Source organism: Streptomyces sp. NPDC037203 (assembly GCF_055605065.1).
Genome location: NZ_JBVJUC010000004.1, coordinates 502,941 through 527,762 on the forward strand (window position 1 = coordinate 502,941; position 24,822 = coordinate 527,762).

The 24,822-nt window shown below is 72.0% G+C and carries 22 protein-coding genes; 12 read left to right on the forward strand and 10 right to left on the reverse strand.

Going from position 1 to position 24,822, the window contains the following annotated elements:
- Positions 1-47: 47 nt before the first annotated feature.
- Positions 48-590 carry a DinB family protein gene (locus tag ACZ7EC_RS15615; RefSeq protein WP_471062764.1) on the forward strand — a complete coding sequence of 181 codons (543 nt, stop codon included), beginning with the start codon at positions 48-50 and terminating at the stop codon, positions 588-590.
- Between the two features lie 96 nt (positions 591-686).
- On the opposite strand, the gene ACZ7EC_RS15620 is transcribed toward ACZ7EC_RS15615, so the two are convergent.
- A complete protein-coding gene (locus ACZ7EC_RS15620) occupies positions 687-2,093 on the reverse strand; it encodes a glutamate decarboxylase (protein ID WP_471062766.1) in 1,407 nt (468 codons plus the stop codon).
- 178 nt (positions 2,094-2,271) lie between these two features.
- Between ACZ7EC_RS15620 and ACZ7EC_RS15625 the strand changes: the two genes are divergently transcribed.
- Entirely contained in the window at positions 2,272-3,033 is a 762-nt protein-coding gene (locus tag ACZ7EC_RS15625; RefSeq protein WP_471062768.1) for a MerR family transcriptional regulator, read from the forward strand.
- Between the two features lie 108 nt (positions 3,034-3,141).
- Positions 3,142-4,185, forward strand: coding sequence for a DedA family protein (locus ACZ7EC_RS15630; RefSeq protein WP_471062770.1), 1,044 nt, complete (start codon positions 3,142-3,144; stop codon positions 4,183-4,185).
- 12 nt (positions 4,186-4,197) lie between these two features.
- Here ACZ7EC_RS15630 and ACZ7EC_RS15635 read toward each other — a convergent pair whose 3' ends face one another.
- Positions 4,198-5,853 carry a threonine/serine exporter family protein gene (locus ACZ7EC_RS15635; RefSeq protein WP_471062772.1) on the reverse strand — a complete coding sequence of 552 codons (1,656 nt, stop codon included), beginning with the start codon at positions 5,851-5,853 and terminating at the stop codon, positions 4,198-4,200.
- A 113-nt stretch (positions 5,854-5,966) separates the two neighbouring features.
- On the reverse strand, positions 5,967-6,458 hold the full coding sequence (locus ACZ7EC_RS15640) for an inorganic diphosphatase (protein WP_397984741.1): 492 nt from the start codon (positions 6,456-6,458) through the stop codon (positions 5,967-5,969).
- Between the two features lie 79 nt (positions 6,459-6,537).
- Between ACZ7EC_RS15640 and dacB the strand changes: the two genes are divergently transcribed.
- The 6 genes from dacB to folE all read left to right on the forward strand — a co-directional run bounded on the left by dacB (position 6,538) and on the right by folE (position 14,417).
- Positions 6,538-8,139, forward strand: coding sequence for a D-alanyl-D-alanine carboxypeptidase/D-alanyl-D-alanine endopeptidase (gene dacB / locus ACZ7EC_RS15645; RefSeq protein WP_471062774.1), 1,602 nt, complete (start codon positions 6,538-6,540; stop codon positions 8,137-8,139).
- Between the two features lie 246 nt (positions 8,140-8,385).
- Positions 8,386-9,519 (forward strand): zinc-dependent metalloprotease, encoded by a 1,134-nt coding sequence (locus ACZ7EC_RS15650; protein WP_471062776.1) that lies wholly within the window; start codon positions 8,386-8,388, stop codon positions 9,517-9,519.
- A 192-nt stretch (positions 9,520-9,711) separates the two neighbouring features.
- A complete protein-coding gene (tilS, locus tag ACZ7EC_RS15655; RefSeq protein ID WP_471062778.1) occupies positions 9,712-10,779 on the forward strand; it encodes a tRNA lysidine(34) synthetase TilS in 1,068 nt (355 codons plus the stop codon).
- 89 nt (positions 10,780-10,868) lie between these two features.
- Positions 10,869-11,429: a hypoxanthine phosphoribosyltransferase gene (gene hpt / locus ACZ7EC_RS15660; protein ID WP_397987222.1), complete on the forward strand. Its 561-nt coding sequence runs from the start codon at positions 10,869-10,871 to the stop codon at positions 11,427-11,429.
- Positions 11,430-11,649: 220 nt separating this feature from the next.
- Positions 11,650-13,689, forward strand: coding sequence for an ATP-dependent zinc metalloprotease FtsH (gene ftsH / locus ACZ7EC_RS15665; RefSeq protein WP_471062780.1), 2,040 nt, complete (start codon positions 11,650-11,652; stop codon positions 13,687-13,689).
- Between the two features lie 122 nt (positions 13,690-13,811).
- Positions 13,812-14,417, forward strand: coding sequence for a GTP cyclohydrolase I FolE (gene folE / locus ACZ7EC_RS15670; protein WP_471062781.1), 606 nt, complete (start codon positions 13,812-13,814; stop codon positions 14,415-14,417).
- Positions 14,418-14,453: 36 nt separating this feature from the next.
- Here folE and ACZ7EC_RS15675 read toward each other — a convergent pair whose 3' ends face one another.
- The 6 genes from ACZ7EC_RS15675 to ACZ7EC_RS15700 form a co-directional block, all read right to left on the reverse strand.
- Entirely contained in the window at positions 14,454-14,945 is a 492-nt protein-coding gene (locus ACZ7EC_RS15675) for a DUF3180 domain-containing protein (protein WP_471062782.1), read from the reverse strand.
- An 80-nt stretch (positions 14,946-15,025) separates the two neighbouring features.
- Positions 15,026-15,637 (reverse strand): 2-amino-4-hydroxy-6-hydroxymethyldihydropteridine diphosphokinase, encoded by a 612-nt coding sequence (gene folK, locus ACZ7EC_RS15680; protein WP_471062784.1) that lies wholly within the window; start codon positions 15,635-15,637, stop codon positions 15,026-15,028.
- A complete protein-coding gene (folB, locus tag ACZ7EC_RS15685; RefSeq protein WP_471062787.1) occupies positions 15,634-15,993 on the reverse strand; it encodes a dihydroneopterin aldolase in 360 nt (119 codons plus the stop codon). The genes folK and folB overlap by 4 nt, the downstream gene beginning before the upstream one ends.
- A 270-nt stretch (positions 15,994-16,263) precedes the next feature.
- Positions 16,264-16,803 (reverse strand): nuclear transport factor 2 family protein, encoded by a 540-nt coding sequence (locus ACZ7EC_RS15690; protein WP_471062788.1) that lies wholly within the window; start codon positions 16,801-16,803, stop codon positions 16,264-16,266.
- Complete coding sequence (gene folP / locus ACZ7EC_RS15695; protein ID WP_471062790.1) at positions 16,800-17,702, reverse strand: dihydropteroate synthase; 903 nt, start codon at positions 17,700-17,702, stop codon at positions 16,800-16,802. The genes ACZ7EC_RS15690 and folP overlap by 4 nt, the downstream gene beginning before the upstream one ends.
- Positions 17,703-17,770: 68 nt before the next feature.
- Positions 17,771-19,585 (reverse strand): phosphatidylglycerol lysyltransferase domain-containing protein, encoded by a 1,815-nt coding sequence (locus ACZ7EC_RS15700; RefSeq protein WP_471062792.1) that lies wholly within the window; start codon positions 19,583-19,585, stop codon positions 17,771-17,773.
- Between the two features lie 227 nt (positions 19,586-19,812).
- On the opposite strand from ACZ7EC_RS15700, the gene ACZ7EC_RS15705 reads away from it, so the two are divergent.
- From ACZ7EC_RS15705 to ACZ7EC_RS15715, 3 genes are all read left to right on the forward strand, one after another.
- A complete protein-coding gene (locus ACZ7EC_RS15705) occupies positions 19,813-20,937 on the forward strand; it encodes an alpha/beta hydrolase (protein ID WP_471062794.1) in 1,125 nt (374 codons plus the stop codon).
- A 96-nt stretch (positions 20,938-21,033) separates the two neighbouring features.
- Positions 21,034-22,521 carry a coiled-coil domain-containing protein gene (locus tag ACZ7EC_RS15710; protein WP_471062796.1) on the forward strand — a complete coding sequence of 496 codons (1,488 nt, stop codon included), beginning with the start codon at positions 21,034-21,036 and terminating at the stop codon, positions 22,519-22,521.
- A gap of 82 nt (positions 22,522-22,603) precedes the next feature.
- Positions 22,604-23,755, forward strand: a complete 1,152-nt coding sequence (locus ACZ7EC_RS15715) for an NADH-quinone oxidoreductase subunit D (protein WP_471062798.1) — start codon at positions 22,604-22,606, stop codon at positions 23,753-23,755.
- A gap of 9 nt (positions 23,756-23,764) precedes the next feature.
- Here the strand turns inward: ACZ7EC_RS15715 and ACZ7EC_RS15720 are convergent, their stop codons facing one another.
- Positions 23,765-24,769 carry an SAM-dependent methyltransferase gene (locus tag ACZ7EC_RS15720; protein ID WP_471062903.1) on the reverse strand — a complete coding sequence of 335 codons (1,005 nt, stop codon included), beginning with the start codon at positions 24,767-24,769 and terminating at the stop codon, positions 23,765-23,767.
- Positions 24,770-24,822 lie beyond the last annotated feature (53 nt).

Genomic DNA, 24,822 nt, shown 5'->3' on the forward strand with positions numbered 1-24,822 from the left:
CGGTGTCGGGGCGAACGCCCCGGTGAACCGAGGAAAGGCGGCCGGTCATGGTCACGCATGTGCCCGCGGAGGAGCGGGGCGACGAGCGGGGAGCGCTGCTGGCGTTCATCGAGGAGCAGCGCGGCGGCATCCGCCGGTCGGTGCTCGGGCTGAGCGAGGAGCAGGCCCGCACCCGGCCGAGCGCGAGCGAGCTGTCACTGGGCGGGCTGCTCAAGCATGCCGCCGAGGTCGAGCAGATGTGGCTCGCACGGGCCCGGCAGGAGGCGCCGCCGGTGCGCCGGGACCAGTCCAACTGGCACGAGAGCTTCGAGCTGGTCGGCGAGGAGACGGTGGCCTCGCAGCTCGCCCACTGGGAGCGGATCGCCGCCGAGACGGAGAAGTTCATCCGCTCCGCCCCGAGCCTGGACGACACCTTCCCGCTCCCGCCGGACCCCTGGTTCCCGCCGGAGGGACGCGTCTCCCTGCGCTGGCTCTGCCTCCACCTGATCCGTGAGACCGCCCGCCACGCGGGGCACGCGGACATCATCCGGGAGTCACTCGACGGGAAGACCGCGTTCGAGCTGGTGGCCCTGGAACGGGCGGAGGGCTGAGCGGAGACCGCCGGGCCGCCGTCGGCCGCCGGTTCGCGGCGGCCGACGTATCCCCCCACTGCGTACCTCCCCTGTGAAGCCGTCTCCGGTGCTCTCCTAATGGTGGAAGCTCGTCGCCGCCCCTTTGTCCCGCGTGAGCGGATGCGGCTGGCGGCGCAGTTCCGGCAGGAGGCGGGTCAGGTCGGCGAGGAAGAGGTCGGCCAGGTCGTGCGAGAAGCCGTTGCGGCACACGACGCGCAGGACGGAGAGGTCCTCGCGGTTGGCCGGGAAGGTGTACGCGGGGACCAGCCAGCCGCTCTCGCGCAGGCGGCGGGAGACGTCGAAGACGTCGTACGCGGTCACATGGTCGGCCGTGGTCAGCGCGAAGACCGGGAGTTCGTCGCCCCGCGTCAGCAGCCGGAAGTCGCCGAGGCCCTCGATGCGGTCGGCGAGGGAGCGGGCCACGTCACGGGTGGACTGCTGGACCGCGCGGAAGCCCTCGCGGCCCAGGCGCAGGAAGGTGTAGTACTGCGCGACGACCTGCGCGCCGGGGCGGGAGAAGTTGAGGGCGAAGGTCGGCATGTCGCCGCCCAGGTAGTTGACCCGGAAGACCAGTTCCTCGGGCAGCGCCTCCGCGTCCCGCCACAGGGCCCAGCCGACACCCGGATACACCAGTCCGTACTTGTGTCCCGAGGTGTTGATGGAGGCCACCCGCGGCAGCCGGAAGTCCCACACCAGGTCCTCGTCCAGGAAGGGCGCCACCATCGCGCCGGACGCCCCGTCCACATGCACCGGGATGTCCAGGCCGGTGCGCTCCTGGAGGGCGTCCAGGGCCGCGCACAGGTCGGCGATCGGCTCGTAGGAACCGTCGAAGGTCGAGCCGAGGATGCCGACGACGCCGATGGTGTTCTCGTCGCACAGCTCGGCCGCCGCCTGCGGGTCCAGGTGGTAGCGGTCGCCGTCCATGGGGACCTGGCGCGCCTCCACCTCCCAGAAGTTGCAGAACTTCTCCCAGCACACCTGGACGTTGATCCCCATCACCAGATTGGGGCGCGCGCCCGGATACCGGTCGGCGTTGCGTTGCGCCCAGCGCCGCTTCAGCGCCATCCCGGCCAGCATGCACGCCTCGCTCGACCCCGTGGTCGAACAGCCCACCGCGGTGGCCGGGTCCGGTGCGTTCCACAGATCCGCGAGCATCGCCACGCAGCGCCGCTCCAGCTCGGCGGTGCGCGGGTACTCGTCCTTGTCGATCATGTTCTTGTCCCGGCACTCCGCCATCAGCACCCCGGCCTGGGGCTCCATCCAGGTGCTGACGAACGTGGCCAGGTTCAGCCGGGAGTTGCCGTCCAGCATCAGCTCGTCGTGCACCAGCTGGTAGGCGGTCGTGGGGGCCATCGGGGCGTCCGGAAGCCGGTGGGTGGGCGGGGCCTCGGTCATACCGCCGACCGGGTCGGCCTCCCCGAAGAACGGGTTGACGGACAGCACCCGCTCCTGATGCTTCTGCGGACCTTTGTGCAGGGCCATGTCTGCCTCCTCGCCGCCACCTTATGCAGGTCCGCACGGCCCCGACATCCGGAATGACCCGGACGCCTACCCTGATCCGCGGGTCCCGGCATCGGGGGCGCCGCGGACTTGCACCTCACGCCGCGTGAGGCCGCAGGCTGACCGTCGTACCGACCGACGAACGGAAGGAAGCGGACAGTTGAGCTACTCCGTGGGACAGGTCGCGGGGTTCGCCGGCGTCACGGTGCGCACCCTGCACCACTACGACGAGATCGGCCTCCTGGTGCCCGGCGGGCGCACTCCCGCGGGGCACCGCCGCTACACCGACGCCGACCTGGACCGGCTCCAGCGGATCCTGTTCTACCGGGAGCTCGGCTTTCCGCTCGACGAGGTCGCGGTGCTGCTCGACGACCCGGACACGGACCCGCGCGCACACCTGCGCCGGCAGCACGCTCTGCTGACCGCCCGGATCGAGAAGCTGCGCCGGATGGCCGAGGCCGTGGAACACGCCATGGAGGCACGCAAGATGGGCATCGATCTGACACCCGAGGAGCGGTTCGAGGTGTTCGGGGACCAGGACCCCGAGCAGTACGCCGAGGAGGCGGAGGCCCGCTGGGGCGGCACGGCGCAGTGGGCCGAGTCCCAGCGCCGCGCCGCGGCCTACGGCAAGGAGGACTGGAAGCGGATGCAGGCCGAGGCGGACGACTGGAGCGAGCGCTATGTGCGCCTGGTGGCCGCCGGCGAACCCGCGGCGGGGGAGGCCGCCAGGGCCCTGGCCGAGGAGCACCGGCAGCACATCGGCCGGTGGTTCTACGAGTGCCCGTACGCGATGCACCGCTGTCTCGCCGCAATGTATGTCGCCGACGAGCGCTTCAGGGCGTACTACGACGCGATGCACCCCGGACTCGCCGAACACCTGCACGACGCGATCCTGGCGAACGCCGACCGGCGGAGCTCTTGAGCGGCGGCCGGCAGGGAACCCGGAGGGGGCACGTCACGTTGATAGCTTTGTGCGGCCCCACCCGGTCACCGTAGCCGCCCCTTCTCCCCCCTTCAGGAGCCCGGACCCGTGATGACACTCGCCCTAGGCCCGAGCTGGCTCGATCCCAACTATCTGCTCGACACGTACAGCGTCTGGGGTCTGCTGCTCATAGTCTTCGCCGAGTCCGGCCTGCTCATCGGCTTCTTCCTGCCCGGCGACTCGCTGCTGTTCACCTGCGGTCTGCTGATCACCTCGCACCAGCTGGACTTCCCGCTGTGGGGTGCGATCGCCCTGATCTGCGTCGCCGCGATCCTCGGCGACCAGGCGGGCTACATGTTCGGCAAGAAGGTCGGGCCGTCCCTGTTCAACCGGCCCGACTCGCGCCTGTTCAAACAGGAGAATGTCGCCAAGGCGCACGAATTCTTCGAGAAGTACGGCCCCAAGTCGCTGATCCTGGCCCGCTTCGTGCCGGTGGTGCGCACCTTCACGCCGATCATCGCGGGCGTGAGCGGCATGCGCTACCGCTCCTTCCTGACCTTCAACGTCATCGGCGGCGCCCTGTGGGGCGCGGGCGTCACCCTGCTCGGCTCCTGGCTCGGCAACATCGGCTTCGTCAAGAACAACATCGAGGCGATCCTGATCCTGATCGTCCTCGTCTCGGTGGTCCCGATCGCGATCGAGTACCTCAGGGCCCGCGGCAAGAGCAAGAAGGCCCCCGAGGAGCAGCCCCGCCCCGCCGCCGCGGCACCGCGGTTCCCGCAGCCGCCGGTCATGGACGACGCCACGACCCGGCTGCGCCGCATCGAGCCGGACGAGCGCTACGGGCAGCAGCAGTACGGCGGGCAGCAGCACGGCGATCAGCGGCCGTACGGCGGGCCGCAGCAGTACGGCGACCAGGGGCACGACCAGGGCTACGGCCAGCAGGGCCACGGCGGCCGGGAGCACGGCCGGCAGGGCTACGGCGACCAGCCCCAGCCTCAGTACCAGCAGCCTCAGCAGCCCCAGTACCAGCAGCAGGACTGGAACCAGCAGCCCCAGCAGCCGTACTACGACCCCCGGCAGTACCCGCAGCAGGGCCACGATCAGCGGCAGGGCCAGGACCAGTACCCGTACGACTACCGCGAGCAGTAGGCGCCCGGCCGCTCAGAATCCCCTGGTCCGCTTGGCGGCCCGGCGCTTCCCCGGCGAGCCCACGCGCAGGAACAGCCGGAAGATCTCCGAGCCCAGGTTGACCCCGATCGCGATCGCCATGGCCAGCGACGCCGCGTTGGCCAGCGACACCAGCCCCTTGTCCACGTTGTTCTGGGCCATGTTCAGCAGCCCGAAGTAGGTCGCGGAACCGGGCAGCAGCGGCCCGATCGCCGCCGTGGTGTACGGCAGCGCGGAGGCGAACCGGTAGCGGGAGAGCAGCTGCCCGAACAGCCCGACCAGGCCGGCGGCGACGGCCGTGGAGGCCACCGGCGAGATGCCGGCGACATAGTGCATCGCGCCGTACACGCTCCAGGCGACGCCTCCGTTGAGGGTCACCCAGAGCACGGTGGACCGCTCCTGCTGGAGCAGGACCGCGAAGGTCAGCGACAGCAGCATGGAGGCCGCGATCTGGATCAGGGGCCGCTGGGAGATGTGCAGCGCCGCCTCCGGGTTGAGCTTGCCGCCCACCTTCACGCCGAAGTACAGGACGATCAGCACACCGGTGACGATGCCCACGAAGAAGTACAGGACCTCCAGGAGGCGGGCGGAGGCGGTGATGTAGAAGCCCGTCAGGCCGTCCTGGACGCCCGCCACCAGCGCCCGTCCGGGCAGCAGCGCGAACAGTCCACCGGTGATCACCGCGGACGCCTTCACGTCCACATGGGCCAGCGAGAACGCCACCCCGATCGCCGCGGGCGGCATCGCGGCCACCGTGAACTGGTAGAACTCCGGCAGCCCGCGCCCCGCGCACAGCCAGGCGAGGCGGTCGCCGAGCATCGCGCCGACCGCCGCCGCGAAGAACACGACGAGATCGCCGCCGACGAGAATCGAGGCGGCGCCCGCCAGCAGCCCGCTGGCCAGGGACAGCGCCCAGCCGGGGTAGGGGTGCCGGTTGCGGCGTATCTCTGCGAGCCGCCGGTACGCCTCCTCCAGGGAGACATGGGTGTCCGGATCGGTCAGATCGTCCACCAGGCGGAAGACGGCCGCCAGGCGGGTGTAGTCGGTGCCCCGGCGCCGTACCGTCCGCGACGCCGTCACCGGGTCCTCGACCAGCGAGGGCTGATGCGAGATCGACAGCAGGGTGAAGGTGACGTTGGGCTCGCAGCGGTCCAGGCCGTAGGACCGGCACACCGCGAACATCGCGGCCTCCACGTCCTCCGCGCCCTCGCCGCCCGCCAGCAGCAGCTCGCCGATACGCAGCGTCAGGTCCAGCACGCGCGGGACGGCCGGGCCGCTCTCCTCCTCGTGCTGCACCGGCTCGGGCGCGGGCCGGTCCGCCACCGACATGCGCAGCATGGTGCGCATCCGGTCCTGCCAGGGCGCGTCCTTGATCAGGCTGACCAGGGGCACCCCGGTGGCCGGCGTGAACGCGGACACGCCGCCCTGCGGGCCGTACGTGCTCGGGGTGGTGAACGCCGAGCCCTCCGGCTCGCCGGCCGGCGACTGCGGCGTGAGCAGCCCTTGCGGCACCTGGAACTCGGAGGTCGTCTCCGGCTCGCTCCCCGTCTTCGGGACGTCGAGCCCCTTGGGAATGGCGAACTCCGATGTGATCTCCGGGTCGTACCGCGCCTCGTCCGACCGGGGCTTGCGGTCGTCCGCCTCCGTCACCTCGCCCCTTTCCTGAACGACACATTCCGCTGCCTCAGTATGCGCATGCACCGCGCGCGGACATGCAAACGGGCCGCACACCACGGCGTGCGGCCCGTTCGGTGAACCGGGGGTCAGTGACCGCCCTGCTCCTTGAAGCGCTTGTAGGACCGCTCGATCTCCTGCTCGGCCTCGGTGCGGCCGACCCAGTTGGCGCCCTCGACCGACTTGCCGGGCTCCAGGTCCTTGTAGACCTCGAAGAAGTGCTGGATCTCCAGGCGGTCGAACTCCGACACGTGGTGGATGTCGCGCAGGTGCTCCACCCGCGGGTCGGTGGACGGAACGCACAGCAGCTTGTCGTCGCCGCCGGCCTCGTCCGTCATGCGGAACATGCCGATCGCGCGGCAGCGGATCAGGCAGCCCGGAAAGGTCGGCTCGTCCAGGATGACCAGCGCGTCCAGCGGGTCGCCGTCCTCGCCGAGGGTGTTCTCGACGAAGCCGTAGTCGGTCGGGTAGGCGGTCGAGGTGAAGAGGCGACGGTCCAGACGGATCCGACCGGTCTCGTGGTCCACCTCGTACTTGTTGCGCGAACCCTTCGGGATCTCGATCGTGACGTCGAACTCCACCGGTGGCTCCTTCATGATCAGCACATAGTTCTGGTGGTTAAGTGTCCCTCACGCAGGTGTGTGATCGCGAAAGGGGCTGGTGGTCGTGCCGGAGCTCGGGCCTTGGCGGACCGCGGGACCGCGGGTGAGGCGGCTCGCCGGCGCCGTACGACCGCGCCTTGCGCATGCCGTGAGAACGGCGAAGCCGCAGGTCACAAGAGTGGTGGCCACGGTACGACCACTGCTCGCCGACCTCCCCCGTCCGCGTTCCCTCAGCACGTTGCAGTACACCGCGGGCGCCGCCACCGCCGGCCTGGTGCTCACCGTCGGCGTGGTGGCCCTGTCGGGCCCGTGGGACGCCACCGGTCAGCGTACGGCCGAGCGGGACCGGGCGACCGCCCTCGAACACGCACGTGGCGCAGATCACGGGCCGGGCCCCGCGGCGGGCGCACCGCGGCCCGCGCCGAGCGCCCCGGCCGTCCTGGCGGGCCTGGGCGCCGCGACCGGCCCCCTGGACACCCGGAAGGCCCCGGCGGGCGGTGGCAAGGTCCTGGCGGACGTCCTGGGGCCGCTCCTGGGCTCCGCCGCGCTCGGGAACGGCCACGCGGCGGTGGTGGTCGACGCGGCCACGGGCCGGCGGCTGTACGGCGTCGAACCCGACAAGGGGCTCACGCCCGCCTCCACGACCAAGCTGGCCACCGCGGTCGCCGCGCTGAACGCGCTCGGCCCGGACCACCGCTTCACGACCCGCGCCGAGCTTCAGGGCGACACGCACACGCTCGTCCTCGTCGGCGGCGGCGACCCCACGCTCACGGCGCACGCGCAGGCCGGCGGATGGGCGAGCCTGCGCACCCTGGCGACACGGACGGCACAGGCACTGCGGGAACGCGGCATCCATAAGATCACGCTGTCGTACGACACGACGCTCTACTCCGGTTCGGCCCTGCATCCCATAGGAGTCAACGAGAACCTGGCGCCGGTCAGCGCCCTCACCGCCGACGAGGGCCGCAGGAACGACTCCAGCAGCGGGCCCGCGCTCCGCGTCGCCGACCCGGCGAAGGACGCGGCGCAGAAGTTCGCGGGCTTCCTCAAGGCGGCCGGCGTCGAGGCGACGGGGCCGGGCCCGGCCAAGGGCGGCGGCGGTGCCCGGACCGTCGCGAGCGTCTCCTCGCCGCCGCTGTCCGCGCTGGTCGAGCGCATGCTGACGAACAGCGACAACGACATCGCCGAGGCCCTGGCCCGGCAGACCGCCCTCGCGAGCGGGCAGCCCGGCAGCTTCGCCGGGGGTGCCAGGGCGATCGCCGCGCAGCTGCGCACGCTGGGCCTGCCGCTGACGGGCACGTCCTTCCACGACGGCAGCGGCCTCGACCGCGCCGACCGGCTCACGGCCGACCTCCTCACCGCGATCCTGGTCAAGGCCGGCGCCCCCGACCACCCCGGCCTGCGCCCGCTGCTCACCGGCCTGCCCATCGCCCACTTCACGGGCACGCTGGCCGGCCGCTACGCCGACGGCGCGGCCGGTCTGGTGCACGCCAAGACGGGCACCCTGACCGGCGTCAACACGCTGGCCGGCACGGTCGTCGACCAGGACGGCCGCCTGCTGGCCTTCGCCTTCCTGGCCTCCGGCACGACGGACCCGGTGGCCGCCCAGTCGGCCCTGGACAAGACGGCGACGGCCCTGGCGGCGTGCGGCTGCGGCTGACCACGACGTCCACCGCTGACCACGACGGCCACCGCGGCCCCCGGCGGACCGGCCGCCACCGTCGCCCCCGGCGGACCGGCCGTCGGCGTCACCGTCCTGCCCGGTGGACCGGGGCCGGTCGCGCCCGTCGCCCGCCCCGTGCCGCCGGGTCCGGTCGCCCCCCGTGCCCCGTGCCGGGCGGCCCCTCGCCGCGGTCCCGGTGTCCACGGCCTGCCCCAAGTGGTAGCGCTCACGTACCGTTGACGCATGACAGGCTTCGGAGGCACCGCATCCCCCGGCATGGTCGACTGGAACCTCGCGGTGGCGACCGCGACCCGGCTCGTTCGGCCCGGCCCCGACGTCACCCGTGACGAGGCCCGGTCCGTCGTCGCGGAACTGCGGCGGCACGCGAAGGCCTCGGAGGAGCACGTGAGGGGCTTCACGCGGCTGGAGACCGAGCAGAGCCACGACACCCCCGTCCTCGTCGTCGACCGCCCCGGCTGGGTCCGGGCCAACGTCGCCGGCTTCCGGGAGATCCTCAAACCGCTCCTGGAGAAGATGCAGGAACGCCGCGGCGGCAACCCCGGCAGCGCCGTCCTCGGCGCCGTCGGCGGCAAGGTCACCGGCGTGGAACTGGGCATGCTGCTGTCGTTCCTCTCCTCCCGCGTCCTCGGCCAGTACGAGACCTTCGCCCCCTCCACCCGCGACCTGCCGGCCGGCGCGAACGGCGGCGGGCGCCTCCTCCTCGTCGCCCCCAACATCGTGCACGTGGAGCGCGAACTCGACGTCGAACCGCACGACTTCCGCCTGTGGGTGTGCCTGCACGAGGAGACCCACCGCACGCAGTTCACGGCCGTGCCCTGGCTGCGTGACCACCTGGAGGGCGAAATCCAGTCTTTCCTGGCGGAGACGGACGTCGACCCCATGACCTTCCTGGAGCGCATCCGGGAGGCCGCCCAGTCCCTCGCCGGGGGCCGCCCCGAGACCGAGGAGGACGACGGCGGACGCTCCTTCGTGGAGCTGGTGCAGACGCCCGCCCAGCGCGAGATCCTCGGCCGCCTCACCGCGGTGATGTCCTTGCTGGAGGGCCACGCCGACTACGTGATGGACGGGGTCGGCCCCAGCGTCGTACCGTCCGTGGCCGAGATCCGCGAGAAGTTCCAGCAGCGGCGCGCCAAGGGCGCCTCCCGGCTCGACCAGGCCCTGCGCAAGCTGCTGGGCCTGGACGCCAAACTCAAGCAGTACCGGGACGGCGAGCGCTTCGTACGGGCCGTCACGGATCAGGTCGGCGTCGACGGCTTCAACCGCGTGTGGACCTCGCCCAACACCCTGCCCACCAGGGCGGAGATCGCCAAACCGGCGGACTGGGTCGCGCGGGTGCACCGCAAGGCCGATTCGTGAAACGCGCGCACGGGTCGTGAATCGAATCCGGCCGACGGCAGTCGAACGCCCCTCCAATCACCCGTCCGAGGGACCGTGAGTCATGCGTAGGCGTGCGATGCTCGGGGAACGGCCTGGTTCTGTCACCATCTACACACTCTGAGTGACCGAACCGGGCTCACCCCCCGGATAATTCATGAAGGGAACCGGACAATGGGTCCCCATCCTGCGGTCGCGGCGATACGCCTGGCGGTCCGCCGCGTCCTCCACGACATCCTGAACACCCTCCCGACCACCGGCGAGCGCCGGGACCGGGCGGCCGAGCGGCTCCCCTCCCCGCTCGGTTCCACCCTCGTGTCCCCGCCCGCGAGCCCCCTCGTGCTCGTCGCCTGCTCCGGCGGCGCCGACTCGATGGCCCTCGCCTCCGCCCTCGCCTTCGAGGCACCCCGGCTCGGCCTGCGGGCCGGCGGCATCACCGTCGACCACGGCCTCCAGCCCGGCTCCGATCTGCGCGCCGAAGAGGTCGCCCTGCGGATGCGCGGACTCGGCCTCGACCCCGTCGAGTCCGTCTGCGTGGACGTCGGCCGCGCCGGCGGCCCCGAGGCCGCCGCCCGCGACGCCCGGTACGCCGCCCTGGACGCCGCGCTCGACCGCCACGGCGCCGCCGCCATCCTGCTCGGCCACACCCGCGACGACCAGGCCGAGACCGTGCTGCTCGGCCTCGCCCGCGGCTCCGGCATCCGCTCCCTGTCCGGAATGGCCGCGGTCTCGGGGGCCGGCGGCCGTTACCGGCGCCCCTTCCTGCACCTGGACCGGCAGACCGCCCGCAAGGCCTGCATGGTCCAGTCCCTGCCCGTCTGGGACGACCCCCACAACACCGACCCCGCCTACACCCGCTCCCGGCTGCGCCACGAGGGCCTGCCCGCCCTGGAGAAGGCCCTCGGCAAGGGCGTCGTCGAGGCGCTCGCCCGCACCGCCCAGCTCTCCCGCGACGACGCCGACGCCCTGGACTCCTGGGCCAGCCAGGCCGAGGCGTCCGTACGCGACGCCGCGGGAGAGCTGGAGTGCGCCAAGCTCTACGCCCTGCCGCCCGCCGTGCGCCGCCGGATCCTGCGCCGTGCCGCCATCGAGGCGGGCGCCCCGGCCGGCTCCCTGTTCGCCCGTCACATCGAGGAAATCGACCGTCTGATCACCGGCTGGCGCGGCCAGGGGGCCATCAATCTGCCGGGCCGGGTCGTCGCCCGGCGGCAGGGTGGCAGACTGGTGATTCGGCAAGGCTGATCCCGACCGTTCGGAGCGACCCTCCGGCAGCCGGCACGGGGCAGCCGGAGGCCGTGATGACGGCCGTAAGTGCGGGACGACCGAAAGTGATGCGGGTGGACGCGAAAGACATGGGTGCCGACCTCGAGAAGGTGCTCATCAGCAAGGAAGAGATCGACGCCAAGCTGGCCGAGCTGGCCGCGAAGATCGACGCGGAGTACGCGGGCAAGGACCTGCTGATCGTCGGCGTCCTCAAGGGCGCGGTGATGGTCATGGCGGATCTCGCGCGGGCGCTGTCCACCCCGGTGACCATGGACTGGATGGCCGTGTCCTCGTACGGCGCGGGCACCCAGTCCTCCGGAGTCGTGCGCATCCTCAAGGACCTCGACACCGACATCAAGGGCCGCGACGTCCTGATCGTCGAGGACATCATCGACTCCGGGCTGACCCTGTCCTGGCTGATCAACAACCTCGGTTCGCGCGAGCCCGCCTCCCTCAAGGTGTGCACGCTGCTGCGCAAGCCGGACGCCGCGAAGGTCGCCATCGACGTGGAGTGGGTCGGCTTCGACATCCCGAACGAGTTCGTCGTCGGTTACGGCCTGGACTACGCCGAGAAGTACCGGAACCTGCCGTTCGTCGGTACGCTCGCGCCGCACGTCTACGGCGGCTGACCCCGTCACCGGGCTCGCGGGCTGAGCCACTCGGCCCAAGCCCGGTGGGGTGATCGGGAACCCCGGCGGGTCCCGTGCCGTTGAAGCTTGCAGAGACGGGTTTCCCGGCTCTCGAAACGGCTTCGCGCGGCTTCGGGCGCCAAGGCTGGGGTACCGTCGGAAGAACTGTCTTATCAAACTCACTATGGCAGGAGGGACGGGGCGGCACCGCTCCGTATGGATGGACGTGAAGCGATACTTCCGTGGGCCGGTCATGTGGATCGTGCTGGCCGTCCTTGCCGTGGTCGTGTTGATGCAGGTCGTCGGCTCGTCCGGCGGCTACAAGTCGGTGGACACCGGCCAGGTCGTCGCGGCGATCAATGCCAACAGGGTCCAGTCGGCCAAGCTGACCACCGGCGACGAGCAGACCATCAAGGTCACGCTCAAGAACGGTCAGAAGGTCGAGGGCAGCTCCAAGATCCAGGCGAGCTACATCGGCGACCAGGGCGCTCAGCTCGCCGACAATCTCCAGACCAGGTACCAGAACAAGCAGATCCCCGACGGCTACACCATCTCGCCGTCGAAGCAGAACCCGTTCGTCGGTGTCCTGCTCTCCCTGCTGCCGTTCGTTCTGATCGTCGTCGTCTTCCTGTTCCTGATGAACCAGATGCAGGGCGGCGGCTCCCGAGTCATGAACTTCGGGAAGTCCAAGGCCAAGCTGATCACCAAGGACACCCCGAAGACGACCTTCTCCGACGTCGCCGGCTGTGACGAGGCCGTCGAGGAGCTCCACGAGATCAAGGAGTTCCTCCAGGAGCCGGCCAAGTTCCAGGCCGTCGGCGCCAAGATCCCCAAGGGCGTGCTGCTCTACGGCCGTCCGGGTACCGGCAAGACCCTGCTGGCGCGTGCCGTCGCGGGCGAGGCCGGGGTGCCCTTCTACTCGATCTCCGGTTCGGACTTCGTGGAGATGTTCGTCGGTGTCGGCGCCTCCCGCGTCCGCGACCTGTTCGAGCAGGCCAAGGCGAACGCCCCGGCGATCGTCTTCGTGGACGAGATCGACGCGGTCGGCCGCCACCGCGGTGCCGGCCTCGGCGGTGGTCACGACGAGCGCGAGCAGACCCTCAACCAGCTGCTGGTCGAGATGGACGGCTTCGACGTCAAGGGCGGCGTGATCCTGATCGCGGCGACCAACCGGCCCGACATCCTGGACCCGGCGCTGCTGCGTCCCGGCCGGTTCGACCGCCAGATCGCCGTGGACCCGCCGGACCTCCAGGGCCGCCTGGAGATCCTCAAGGTCCACCAGAAGGGCAAGCCGGTCGCGCCCGACGTCGACCTGTCGGCCGTCGCCCGCCGTACCCCCGGCATGACCGGCGCCGACCTGGCCAACGTGCTGAACGAGGCGGCGCTGCTCACCGCCCGCAGCGACCAGAAGCTGATCGACAACAAGGCGCTGGACGAGGCGATCGACCGCGTGGTCGCGGGCCCGCAGAAGCGGACCCGGATCATGTCGGACAAGGAGAAGAAGATCACCGCGTACCACGAGGGCGGTCACGCCCTGGTCGCGGCGGCCTCGCCGAACTCCGACCCGGTGCACAAGATCACCATCCTGTCCCGCGGCCGTGCCCTCGGCTACACCATGGTCCTGCCGGACGAGGACAAGTACTCGACCACGCGCAACGAGATGCTCGACCAGCTCGCCTACATGCTGGGCGGCCGGGCGGCCGAGGAACTGGTCTTCCACGACCCGACCACCGGCGCCGCCAACGACATCGAGAAGGCCACCAACCTGGCCCGCGCGATGGTCACCCAGTACGGCATGACCGAGCGGCTCGGCGCCATCAAGTTCGGCGGCGACAACAGCGAGCCCTTCCTCGGCCGTGAGATGGCGCACCAGCGCGACTACTCGGAAGAGGTCGCCGCGCTGGTGGACGAAGAGGTCAAGAAGCTCATCGAGACGGCGCACAACGAGGCCTGGGAGATCCTGGTCGAGAACCGCGACGTGCTCGACCACCTCGTCCTCCAGCTGCTGGAGAAGGAGACGCTGGGCAAGGAAGAGATCGCCGAGATCTTCTCCTCGATCGTCAAGCGCCCGGCCCGGCCCGCCTGGACCGGCTCCTCGCGCCGCACCCCGTCCACCCGCCCGCCGGTGCTCTCCCCCAAGGAGCTGGCACTGACCAACGGTGCGAACGGCACGACCGCCGCGATCAGCACGGTCAAGACCACCACCACCGAGTCCGCCCCCGTGACGGACCAGACCCCGGAGGAGCGCCCGGAGAGCTGACCGCACCGGTCGCTTCCCGGCCACTGGGGCCCGGAATGAAGGCCGCGCCCCCCAGGTTCTAGCCTGGGGGGCGCGGCATTTTTCGTATGCACGCACGTGGGACGACAGGAACGAGGCACCCCATGACCGACCCGGTGACGCTGGACAGCGAGCGCCCCGTCGGCGAGTTCGACGAGAAGCGCGCCGAGAACGCCGTACGCGAGCTGCTGATCGCCATCGGTGAGGACCCCGACCGCGAAGGGCTGCGGGAGACGCCGGCGCGGGTGGCGCGTGCCTACCGGGAGATCTTCGCCGGCCTGTGGCAGCAGCCCGAGGACGTCCTCACCACCACGTTCGACCTGGGCCACGACGAGATGGTCCTGGTCAAGGACATCGAGGTGTACTCCACCTGCGAGCACCACCTGGTGCCGTTCCGGGGCGTCGCGCACGTCGGCTACATCCCGTCGGTCTCCGGGAAGATCACCGGTCTGTCGAAGCTGGCCCGCCTGGTGGACGTCTACGCCCGCCGACCGCAGGTGCAGGAGCGGCTCACCACGCAGATCGCGGACTCCCTGATGCAGATCCTGGAGCCGCGCGGCGTGATCGTGGTGGTCGAGTGCGAGCACATGTGCATGTCGATGCGCGGCATCCGCAAGCCGGGCGCCAAGACCATAACGTCCGCGGTGCGCGGTCAGCTGCGGGACGCGGCGACCCGCAACGAGGCCATGAGCCTGATCATGGCCCGCTGAGCCGGGGTTTCGCGGCGGGGTCCCGGAAAGCGGCGGTCACGCCGCCGGTTCCGCGCCCTGCGGATGGTCCTGGTCGTCGTCCTCGGGGAGCTTGCAGACGCGCTCCAGGAAGAGGGCGGCCGCTATGACGGCGAGTCCGGCGAGGACGGAGAACCCGGCGTAGAAGGCCTGGTCGCGGCGGGCCGGGAGGTCGAGCAGCTCCAGCAGGAACACGCCCGTACCGCCGTACATCCCGGCGACGAGGGCGGCGACCAGGGCGCTGGCCTGCGCGAAGACGACCGCGCGGGCCGCCATCAGGGGGTCGACGCCCTTGGCGCCGGGGCGCCGCTCGCGCTGGGCCCTGAAGCGGGCCCGCAGCGAGAGCGCCGTGGCCAGCAGGACCACGGCGATCAGGGCGAGCACGACGGGTGCGGCCAGGGGGACGCTGGGCAGGGTCCCGATCGAGTTCCAGAGGCGGGCGCCCGCCCAGGACAGGATGCCCGCCACGACGAACACGCCGACCAGCACCCTGATACGCAGCTCTCTCACGGTGTCCCTTCAGTTCCCCCGGACCGGGTCCCGGATGATGCCCGGATGTGCGACTGCCGGGTCGTCGTCGACCTTAACGACTACTCGGGCAGTCGGAGTTCCAGGTCCGCGCGTGGCTCGACACCTTCGCGGGTGACGGCCGCGAGCAGTTCGGCCACGGGGCCGCGGCCGGGGAGCTGGGCGGCGGGGTCCACGTCGTGCCAGGGGGCGAGCACGAAGGCGCGCTCGTGGGCGCGCGGGTGGGGCAGGGTCAGCTGCGGGTCGTCGGAGGTGACATCGGCGTAGGAGACGATGTCCACGTCCAGGGTGCGCGGGCCCCAGCGCTCGTCGCGGACGCGGTTGAACGCCTCCTCGATGGCGTGGCCCCGCTCCAGCAGGGAGGACGGCGGCAGGGTCGTCTTCAGGGCCACGACCGCGTTGAAGTACGACGGCTGGCTGCCGGGCTCGACGCCCCAGGGCTCGGTCTCGTAGACCGGCGACACGGCCTTCACGCGGACGCCGGGCGTGTCCTCCAGCGCGTCCACGGCGCCCTGGAGGGTCTCCAGGCGGTTGCCGAGGTTGGAACCGATGGAGATCACGGCCCACTTGGGGTTCTGGAGAGTGGTGTCCGCCGCGTCCACCCGCTCGACGACCGACTGGGGCACCGGCTGGACGGTCGGGTCACTGTGACCCTGGACGAAAGGTCGGGTCATACTCGGCTCCGGGTGATGGTGACGGTCACGTCGTCGAAGGGGACGGTGATCGGGGCGTCCGGCTTGTGGACGCAGACCTCGACCTCCTGGACCCCTTCGTGCTTCAGGCAGGTCTGGGCGATCCGCTCGGCGAGGGTCTCGACGAGGTTCACCGGCTCGCCCTCGACCACGGCCACGACCTCTTCGGCCACGACGCCGTAGTGCACGGTCTTCGTCAGGTCGTCGTCGGCCGCGGCGGGCCGGGTGTCCAGGCCCAGGACGAGGTCCACGAGGAAGGTCTGGCCCTCCTCGCGCTCCCTGGGGAACACACCATGGTGCCCGCGGGCCTTCAGGCCGCGCAGCGCGACACGATCCACGCGAATCACTCCTGCAATCGTCGGGAACGACCGGCCGTACCGCGTGCGTGCGAGACACCGGTCGCACACGAATCTACCTGCGGGCACCGACAGCGCCGGGCTCCAGGGGCGCGGGTCCGGCCACGGATGGCCCGGCTCACCGACCGTTTTCCCTGGTGAACCCGGCCGCGTCAAGGGCTGGTGGCCGGTCGAACCCAGGGGTAGGTGATTCCAGCCACTTCCGGGAACCGACCGGACGCCCGCCCTCTTCCGGGCCCGGTTCCCGCTCGTTCAGGCGAGGGGGCCGTCGTCCGGATCCAGGCCGCCGGCGCCGTCGTCGTCGGCCTCGGCGTCGTCGTCGGTCTCGGCGAGCACAGGCGAGGCGTGGTGCGACCAGAGCTTCCAGCCCTCGGGCGTGCGCCGGAACACGTTGGTGGCGACGACGAGCTGGCCGACCAGTGGCCCGAGTTCATCGCCCTCCGCCGGGGCGGGGCCGCCGCTGAGGATGTTCTCGGTGCAGGTCACCAGCGCGGTGTCGCCGGTGACGGAGACATGGACGTCGGTGAGGAAGAACTGGATGTAGTCGGTGTTCGCCATGATCAGGGCGTACGACCTGAGGACCTCGCCGCGCCCGGTCAGCACCGGCCAGCCCGGATGCACGCAGGAGATCACGCCGCTGTCCGCGGGGTCGTGGTACTCCTCGTCCACGCCCAGGTCGGCGGGGGTGAGCCAGAGGGCCGAGACCTCCTCGAAGTCGCCGCGCTCCAGGGCCTCGTAGAAGGCGGTGTTGGCGGCCTCGACCTGTTCGACGTCGGTGTGCGGGGCGCTCACCGGGCTCCGTCCGTCGTCCGGCCCGTCGTACCGTCCGCCGTCCGGGCCGCTTCGACCGCGCGGGCCACCCGTACGGCGTCCGCGGTGGCACGCACCTCGTGCACGCGTACGGCCCAGGCGCCGGCCCGCGCGGCGAGCGCGGAGACGGCGGCGGTGGCGGCGTCGCGTTCGCGGGCGGGCGGGGGAGCGCCCTCGGGTCCGGCGAGGACGCGGCCGAGGAACCGCTTGCGGGAGGCGGCCACCAGCAGCGGGTGACCGAGGGAGTGCAGCCGGTCGAGGTGGGCGAGGAGGGCGAGGTCGTGCTCGGCCTCCTTGGAGAAGCCGAGGCCGGGGTCGACCACGATCCGGTCGGGCGCGATGCCGCCGGCCAGCACGGCGTCCACCCGGTCGCGCAGTTCGCCGACGACTTCGCGGACGACGTCGTCGTAAACCCCGTGGACGGCCGATCCCTCCAGGAGGCCGCGCCAGTGCATCACGACGAAGGGGGCGCCGGCGTCGGCGACGACCGGGATCATCTCGGGGTCGGCGAGCCCGCCGCTGACGTCGTTGACCAGGGCCGCGCCGGCCTCCAGGGACCGGGCCGCGACCGAGGCGCGCATGGTGTCCACGGAGACCACGACGCCCTCGGAGGCGAGTCCGCGCACGACCGGGACGACCCGCCGCAGCTCCTCTTCCTCGTCCACGCGGGTGGCGCCCGGACGGGTGGACTCGCCGCCCACGTCCACCAGGTCGGCGCCCTCGGCCACCAGGTCGAGGCCGTGCTTGACGGCCGCGGTGGTGTCGAACCAGCGGCCGCCGTCGGAGAAGGAATCGGGGGTGACGTTCACGACCCCCATGACCGCGCACCGGTCCCATGCCGGAAGGCCCGCCACTCGGCCGCGCCCGCTGTGGTTGTTCATACGTTCAGCGTAGGCCCCGGACGGCGCCGCCACGGCCCGGAGTGCTCGGGCGGCGCCGGGAAGGGTGATCACGCCGCACGGGCGTCCCGTTCGGTCACCGCGTGGGCGCACGGGCGTTCGGCGGCCGAGCGGCGGCGGCGCAGGAAGCGGGGCAGCGGCAGGGCCAGGGTGACGAAGCCCTCGGCCTGCATGGTGGCGAAGCCGATGCGGGGCAGGTCGGTGGTGGCGCGGTAGACGATGAAGCGGGGCTCCCAGCGCGGCTGGAACTTGGCGTTGAACTTGTACAGCGACTCGATCTGGAACCAGCGCGAGAGGAACACCAGCAGCCCGCGCCAGGCGCGCAGCACCGGGCCCGCGCCGATCTTCTCGCCGCGCGCGAGGGCGGAGCGGAACATGGCGAAGTTCAGCGAGACACGGGTGATGCCGAACTTGGGGGCGGCCTGGAGGGCGGCCACGATCAGCAGTTCGTTCATGCCGGGGTCGGCGCTGCGGTCGCGGCGCATCAGGTCGAGCGAGGCGCCGTCCTCACCCCAGGGCACGAAGTGCAGGATCGCCTTCAGGTCGCCGTACTCGCCCGTCTCCTCGTCCGCCTTGTGGGCGGTGGCTATGAGGCAGTCGCCGTCGGAGGGGTCGCCGATGCGGCCCAGCGCCATGGAGAAGCCGCGCTCGGTGTCGGTGCCGCGCCAGTCCTCCGCGGCCCGCCGGACGCGCTCCAGTTCCGTGTCGCCGAGGTCACGGACACGCCGTACCCGCGTTTCGTAGCCGGCCCGCTCGATGCGCTTGACCATCTGCCGGACGTTGCGCATGGCGCGCCCGGCGAGCGAGAAATCCGCCACGTCCACCACCGCCTCGTCGCCCAGTTCCAGGGCGTCCAGGCCGGTCTCGCGGGTCCACACCTCGCCCCCGGTCTCCGAGCAGCCGACGACCGCGGGGGTCCAGGAGTGCGCCTTGGCCTCGTCCATGAAGCGCTCGATGGCGCCCGGCCAGGCCTCGACGTCGCCGATGGGGTCGCCGCTGGCGAGCATCACGCCGGAGATGACGCGGTAGGTGACCGCCGCCTTGCCGCTGGGCGAGAAGACGACCGCCTTGTCGCGGCGCAGCGCGAAGTGCCCGAGGGAGTCGCGGCGGCCGTGCTTGGCGAGCAGCTCCCGCAGCCGCGCCTCGTCGTCCTCGGTGAGCTGGGCGGCCGGGTGCTCGGGGCGGAAGGCCAGGTAGATCGTGGTGACGGCGGTGAGCCAGCCGAGTGCGCCGAGCGAGAAGGCGACGGTCCAGGAGGTCGCGCCCTGGTAGTCGACCGGGCCTTCGAAGCCGACCAGTCCGTACACGACATGGGTGAGCCGGTCGGCCAGGCTCGGGTCGCCCACCGTGCGGTGCGGGTGGACGCTGACGATGACCAGCCCGAGCGCCACCGAACCGGCGCTCATCAGCACGAAGTTGGCGAGCGCCCGCCAGCGGCTGCGCGGGTCCGGCAGGGCCGCGAACTCCCGGCGGTGCCACACCAGCGGCACCAGCAGCACGATCGCGATCAGCAGGCCCATCAGCGAGTGGCGGTAGGCCAGTTGGGCCATCGCGCCGGCCGGGAGCAGCGCGACCGCCGCCCGCCAGGCCCGGCGCTTGCGCCGCCGGAGTCCGTGCGCGAGCAGCAGCAACAGCACACCGGCGCTCAGCGAGAGCGCCGCCGCGAACGGCCCGAAGGAACCGGGCAGCACCTCGGCGATGGCGTGCATACGGCTGTGCCGGAAGCGCGGGAAGACCCCGGCGGCGATGTCCAGGAGGCCGACGAGGGCGACCGCCCTGCCGACCAGGCCGGGGACGGCCTCGGGGCGCGGGCCGCGCAGTATGCGCCGCGCCCGGCTTGATCGGCCCGGAACCCCGCCCGACATTTCCCCATCTATCCTGACAGACATCGCATCCCGTAGTTCTGCGAGAGACCTTGAAGCCGGGCCCGATCGGGCATCCGGTGACATTGCGCCCTCTAGGACGGTGTCTCGGGGAGAGAGGTTCACTCCCCACCGGAAAGTCGGGCCAAAGGCCGAGGAAAGCTCCGGGCAAACCCACGCGGCGAAGCGTGGCGGCGCACCGGGCGAGAGCGCAGGCAGGAACAGTTTTCATGGGTCTCACGAGCAACAAGGTCCTGATGCTGGCGATCGTGTTCGCCGTGGTGCTGTTCGCGGGCACCGTGTGGCTGTGGCCGCGGCTCGCCCGGCAGAACTGGAGGGCGATCGGCGGGCGCGTCGGACTGCTGCTCGCCACTCAGGTCGCCGTGTTCGCCTCGGTGGGCCTCGCGGCCAACCAGGCCTTCGGCTTCTACGCCACCTGGGCGGACCTGTTCGGGCAGGAGAACGGCCAGGGCGTGGTCGTCGACCACATAGCGGACGGCGCCGGCAGCCCGGTCCGGGTGGTCTCCACCGCACGGGTCCTCGGGATGGGCAGCGGGGCGCCGCAGATGTCCGGGCAGGTGCAGCAGGTGGACATCCTGGGCCGGACGACGAAGATCTCGGCGCCGGCGTACGTGTACCTGCCGCCGGAGTACTTCCAGCCGGGCGGGAGCCACCGTAAGTTCCCGGTCTCCGTCGTGCTGACCGGCTACCCCGGCACCGCGCAGGCGCTGGTGGACAAGCTGCACTACCCGACCACGGCGCAGCGGCTCGCCAGGGGCGGCAAGATGCAGCCGATGATCCTGGTGATGCTGCGCCCGTCGGTGGCGCCGCCGCGGGACACCGAGTGCGTGGACGTGCCGGGCGGCCCGAAGGTGGAGACGTTCTTCGCCAAGGACCTGCGGGACTCGGTGATGAGCCGCTACCGGGTGGACCCCACGCCCGCGAGCTGGGGCATCATGGGCGACTCGACCGGCGGGTACTGCGCGCTGAAGATCGCCATGCACCACCCGAAGTCGTACGGCGCCGCCGTGGGCCTGTCGCCGTACTACAAGGCGCCGATCGACCCGACCACCGGTGACCTGTTCCACGGTGACAAGAACCTGCGCGATCGTGCCAACCTCTTCTGGGTGCTCAAGCACCAGTCGGCCCCCGAAACGTCACTGCTGGTCACCAGCAGCAAAATCGGCGAGCACAACTACAAGGACACGCTCCGGTTTATCAAGAGCGTCCAGGACACGAACGTGACCAGGGTTTCTTCGATCATCCTCCCGAGCGGCGGCCACAACTTCAACACCTGGCGACGGGAGATCCCGGCGGCCCTCCAGTGGCTCGGCGCCCGGCTCGTCTCGCACTGAGCGTGTGGATCCTGACGCCCTGTGAAGCGCGCGTGATGGCCGTGTTTTTGCGGGGCGGGGGCCCATCATTCGCCTACGCGCGGTAAGTTTCTGGCCATGCCACGTGGACGCCACCGCCATTCCCCGCCTCTGCACCGGCTGTTGCCCCCCTCCGCGATCGCCGGCGTATCCGCCGCGTGCGCGCTGGGCCCCTGGGTTTTCTCCGAGGCCGCGGTATTGCGCGTGCTGGCCGGGGCCGCCGCGGCGACCGCGATCGCCGGCGCGTTCGTGATGCGCCGCTGGGACATCCACGCGGGCAAACAGGTCGCCGACCTCACCCGCGCGCGGGCCGGCGACGAATGGCGCTTCGAGGAACGGGTCGCCGAACTGGAGTCCGACCTGGAGGAGTCGCGCGAACTGCGCGTCAAGCTGGAGCAGCGGCTGCGCGCCAAGCGCGCCGAACTGGCGGGCCTGCGCAACGAGCACGCCGCCCTGCTGCGCCGCTACGCCACCGCGGAGACCGAGCGCGCCAGCGCGCTGGAGGGGCGCCGCCTGCTGGAGCTGGAGTCGGGGGTGCCCGCGCTGGAGCCGGCCGGGCGCACGGCGCCCGCGCGGACGGCCTCCCCGGCCCTGCCGCCGGCCCGTGGCGGGGAGCCGGAGGCCGTCGCCGGGACCGAGAAGGCGTACGACGTCTTCTCGGCCGAGGGCGCCAAGCTGTACGGGCAGGCGCTGCGGGCGCTCGCGGCGTTCGAGCGGGACTCCGCCGGGAGCGCCGGTTCCGCCACTGCCGACGAGGCCGGTGCCAAAGGGGAGGACGCCGAGGGGGGCATAGCCGGGCGGGGCGAGTCCGCACCGGAGGCCGGGGCCGGGGACACGCCGGAGGCCGCGGGCGCCGTGGACGCTGGGGACTCCGGGAACGCCGGGGGCAGTGAGGACGTACCGGGCGGCGGGGCGGCGCAGGACCGGCCGCTGACGGCCGGGGGACACGCGACGGCCGGGGGACACGCCGAGGCCGAGGGCCGCGCGATGCCCGAGAGGCACGCGGAGGCCGGTGCCGGTGAGCACGCGGCGTCGCAGGCCGCGGAGACTCCGGAGGCCACCGAGCGCGCTCTGGCCCCCGAGGCCCCGGCGACCGCCGAGGCGTCCTCGGTCTCCGGGGCTCGCACGACCGCCGAGGCTTCCGCAGTCCCCGCGGCTTCTGCAGTCCCCGCGGCTTCCGCCGCCGGTCCCGCCGCGTCCGCCGCCGCCACTGGTTCCGCCGCTGCCGAGGCGCCCGTGGGGCCGACCGCCGGGCAGCACTTCACCGTGCCGACCGCCGTCGCCGTCGTACCGGCCACGCCCGCGCGGCGCCCGCTGGCCGAGGGTGGTTTCGACTTCTTCGGCACGCAGAAGGCGGCGCCGAAGGCCGCGCTGGACGCCGTGCAGAACGAGGACCTCGCCGATGTCGTCGGCCAGGAGGCGCTGGCCGTGCACAAGGCCGAGGCGGAGGCGGAGTTCAAGCCCGCAGCCGACGGCGCGCGCGGTGTCGGCCAGGTCATCGACCTGACGGCCCACGACGAGACCGAGGTGATCGACCTCCAGGGGCTGCGCAGCGCGGTCTCCTGACGACGGCACGTCCACGGCGAAGGCCCGGCTCCGCACAGGGAGCCGGGCCTTCGCGCGTCCGGGCATGGGGGAGACTGGGGGCATGAGTCCTACGACGCAGACCACGGTCGGGATCGGCGGTGCCGCGGAGAGCACCGACATGGTGCTCAACATCGGGCCCCAGCACCCGTCCACGCACGGCGTACTGCGGCTCAGGCTGGTGCTGGACGGTGAGCGCATCGTGCGGGCCGAGCCGGTGATCGGCTATATGCACCGCGGTGCCGAGAAACTCTTCGAGGCGCGGGACTACCGGCAGATCATCATGCTGGCCAACCGCCACGACTGGCTGTCGGCGTTCTCGAACGAGCTGGGCGTGGTCCTCGCCGTGGAGCGGATGCTCGGCATGGAGGTCCCCGAGCGCGCGGTGTGGACGCGCACCCTGCTCGCCGAGCTGAACCGGGTGCTCAACCACCTGATGTTCCTCGGCTCCTACCCGCTGGAACTGGGCGGCATCACGCCGGTGTTCTACGCGTTCCGCGAGCGCGAGGTGCTCCAGAACGTCATGGAGGAGATCTCCGGCGGACGCATGCACTACATGTTCAACCGCGTCGGCGGCCTCAAGGAGGACCTGCCCGCCGGGTGGACGACCCGCGCCCGAGCCGCCGTCGCCGCGGTGCGCTCGCGCATGGACGTCTTCGACGACCTGGTGCTCGGCAACGAGATCTTCCGGGGGCGCACGCGCGGGGTGGGCGCGCTCGCTCCCGAGGCGGTGCACGCCTACGGCGTGAGCGGGCCCATCGCCCGCGGCTCGGGCGTCGACTTCGACCTGCGCCGCGACGAGCCGTACCTGGCGTACGGCGACCTCCAGGACACGCTGGCGGTCGTCACCCGGAGCGAGGGCGACTGCCTCGCCCGCTTCGAGGTGCTGCTGGCGCAGACGCACAACGCGCTGGACCTCGCGGACGCCTGCCTGGACCGGATCGCCGAGCTGGCGCCCGGACCGATCAACCAGCGCCTGCCGAAGGTGCTGAAGGCGCCCGAGGGCCATACGTACGCCTGGACCGAGAATCCGCTCGGCATCAACGGCTACTACCTGGTCAGCAAGGGCGAGAAGACGCCGTACCGGCTCAAGCTGCGCTCGGCGTCGTACAACAACATCCAGGTGCTCACCGAGCTGCTGCCCGGCACGCTGGTGGCGGACATGGTGGCGATCCTGGGTTCGATGTTCTTCGTGGTCGGGGACATCGACAAGTAGCCGGCCGGCTCAGGCCAGCGGGTCCGTGATGGCCACCGGCTGGACCAGCCAGCCGAAGTCGCCGAGGCCGCCCGTGGCGGTGAGTTCGGCGGCCTCCCCGGCGCTCGCCAGGGCGCGCACATACCCGGCGGGGTCGCGGGAGGCGAGCGCGAGCGGGGGGCGCCCGCCGGTGATGCCGAGGGAGTGCAGGGCGGCGCGCTGGGTCAGCAGACGCGCCGGGGCCGGGGATGCCGCCGCGCACGCGTCCAGGGCGACATGGGCCGTGATGTCGCAGGTCCCGTCCGGTACCGGGATCGTCTCGCGGCCCGCCCGGAAGCCGGTGAGGGTGCCGAACGGGGGGCGCGCGTCGGTGGTGTGGGCGTAGTCCACGGCCACCGCGAGCCCGCGCGTCACCCGGCCCGCGACCGCCGCCCACGCCCGGTCGCGGGGCAGCCCGATCTCCGCCCGCGCCCCCTCCTCGCCCGCCGGCCACCAGCGCGCCAGCCAGTCCGCGTCCGCGCCGGTCACCGGTGCGCCGAGGCGCTCGGTGCCGTCGGCGCCGACCAGCACGTACCGGGGCACGCCCGCCGGGTCCGTCTCCGCCACGTCCACGGGCACGTTGTCGAGCCACTCGTTGGCGAACAGCAGCCCGGTGACCTCCCGCGGCGGTTCCGCGCGCCAGGCGACGCGTTCGTCCAGGTCCGCGGGGCGGCCGGCGATCTCGACGGCGTACGGCCGCACGCGCGAGGCCAGCTCGTCCGGCAGGGCGGCGAGCACCCCGGCGACCAGCTCGCCCCGCCCGGCGGCCATGTCCACGAAGTCCAGCCGCGCGGGCCGTCCCAGCGCCGTGTCGACCCGGCGGAGCAGTTCCGCCACGGCCCGCGCGAACAGCGGCGAGGCGTGCACGGACGTACGGAAGTGCCCGGCGGGCCCCTCCGGTCGCCGGTAGAAGCCGGCGGGGCCGTACAGGGCCGCCTCGGCCGCCGCCCGCCAGCCCCGCGGGCCCGCGCCCCGCGACGCCTCCCGCTCCTGCACCGACGCCTCCCGCTCCTGCACCGGCCTCTGCTGCGTCACCGCACCAGACTAGG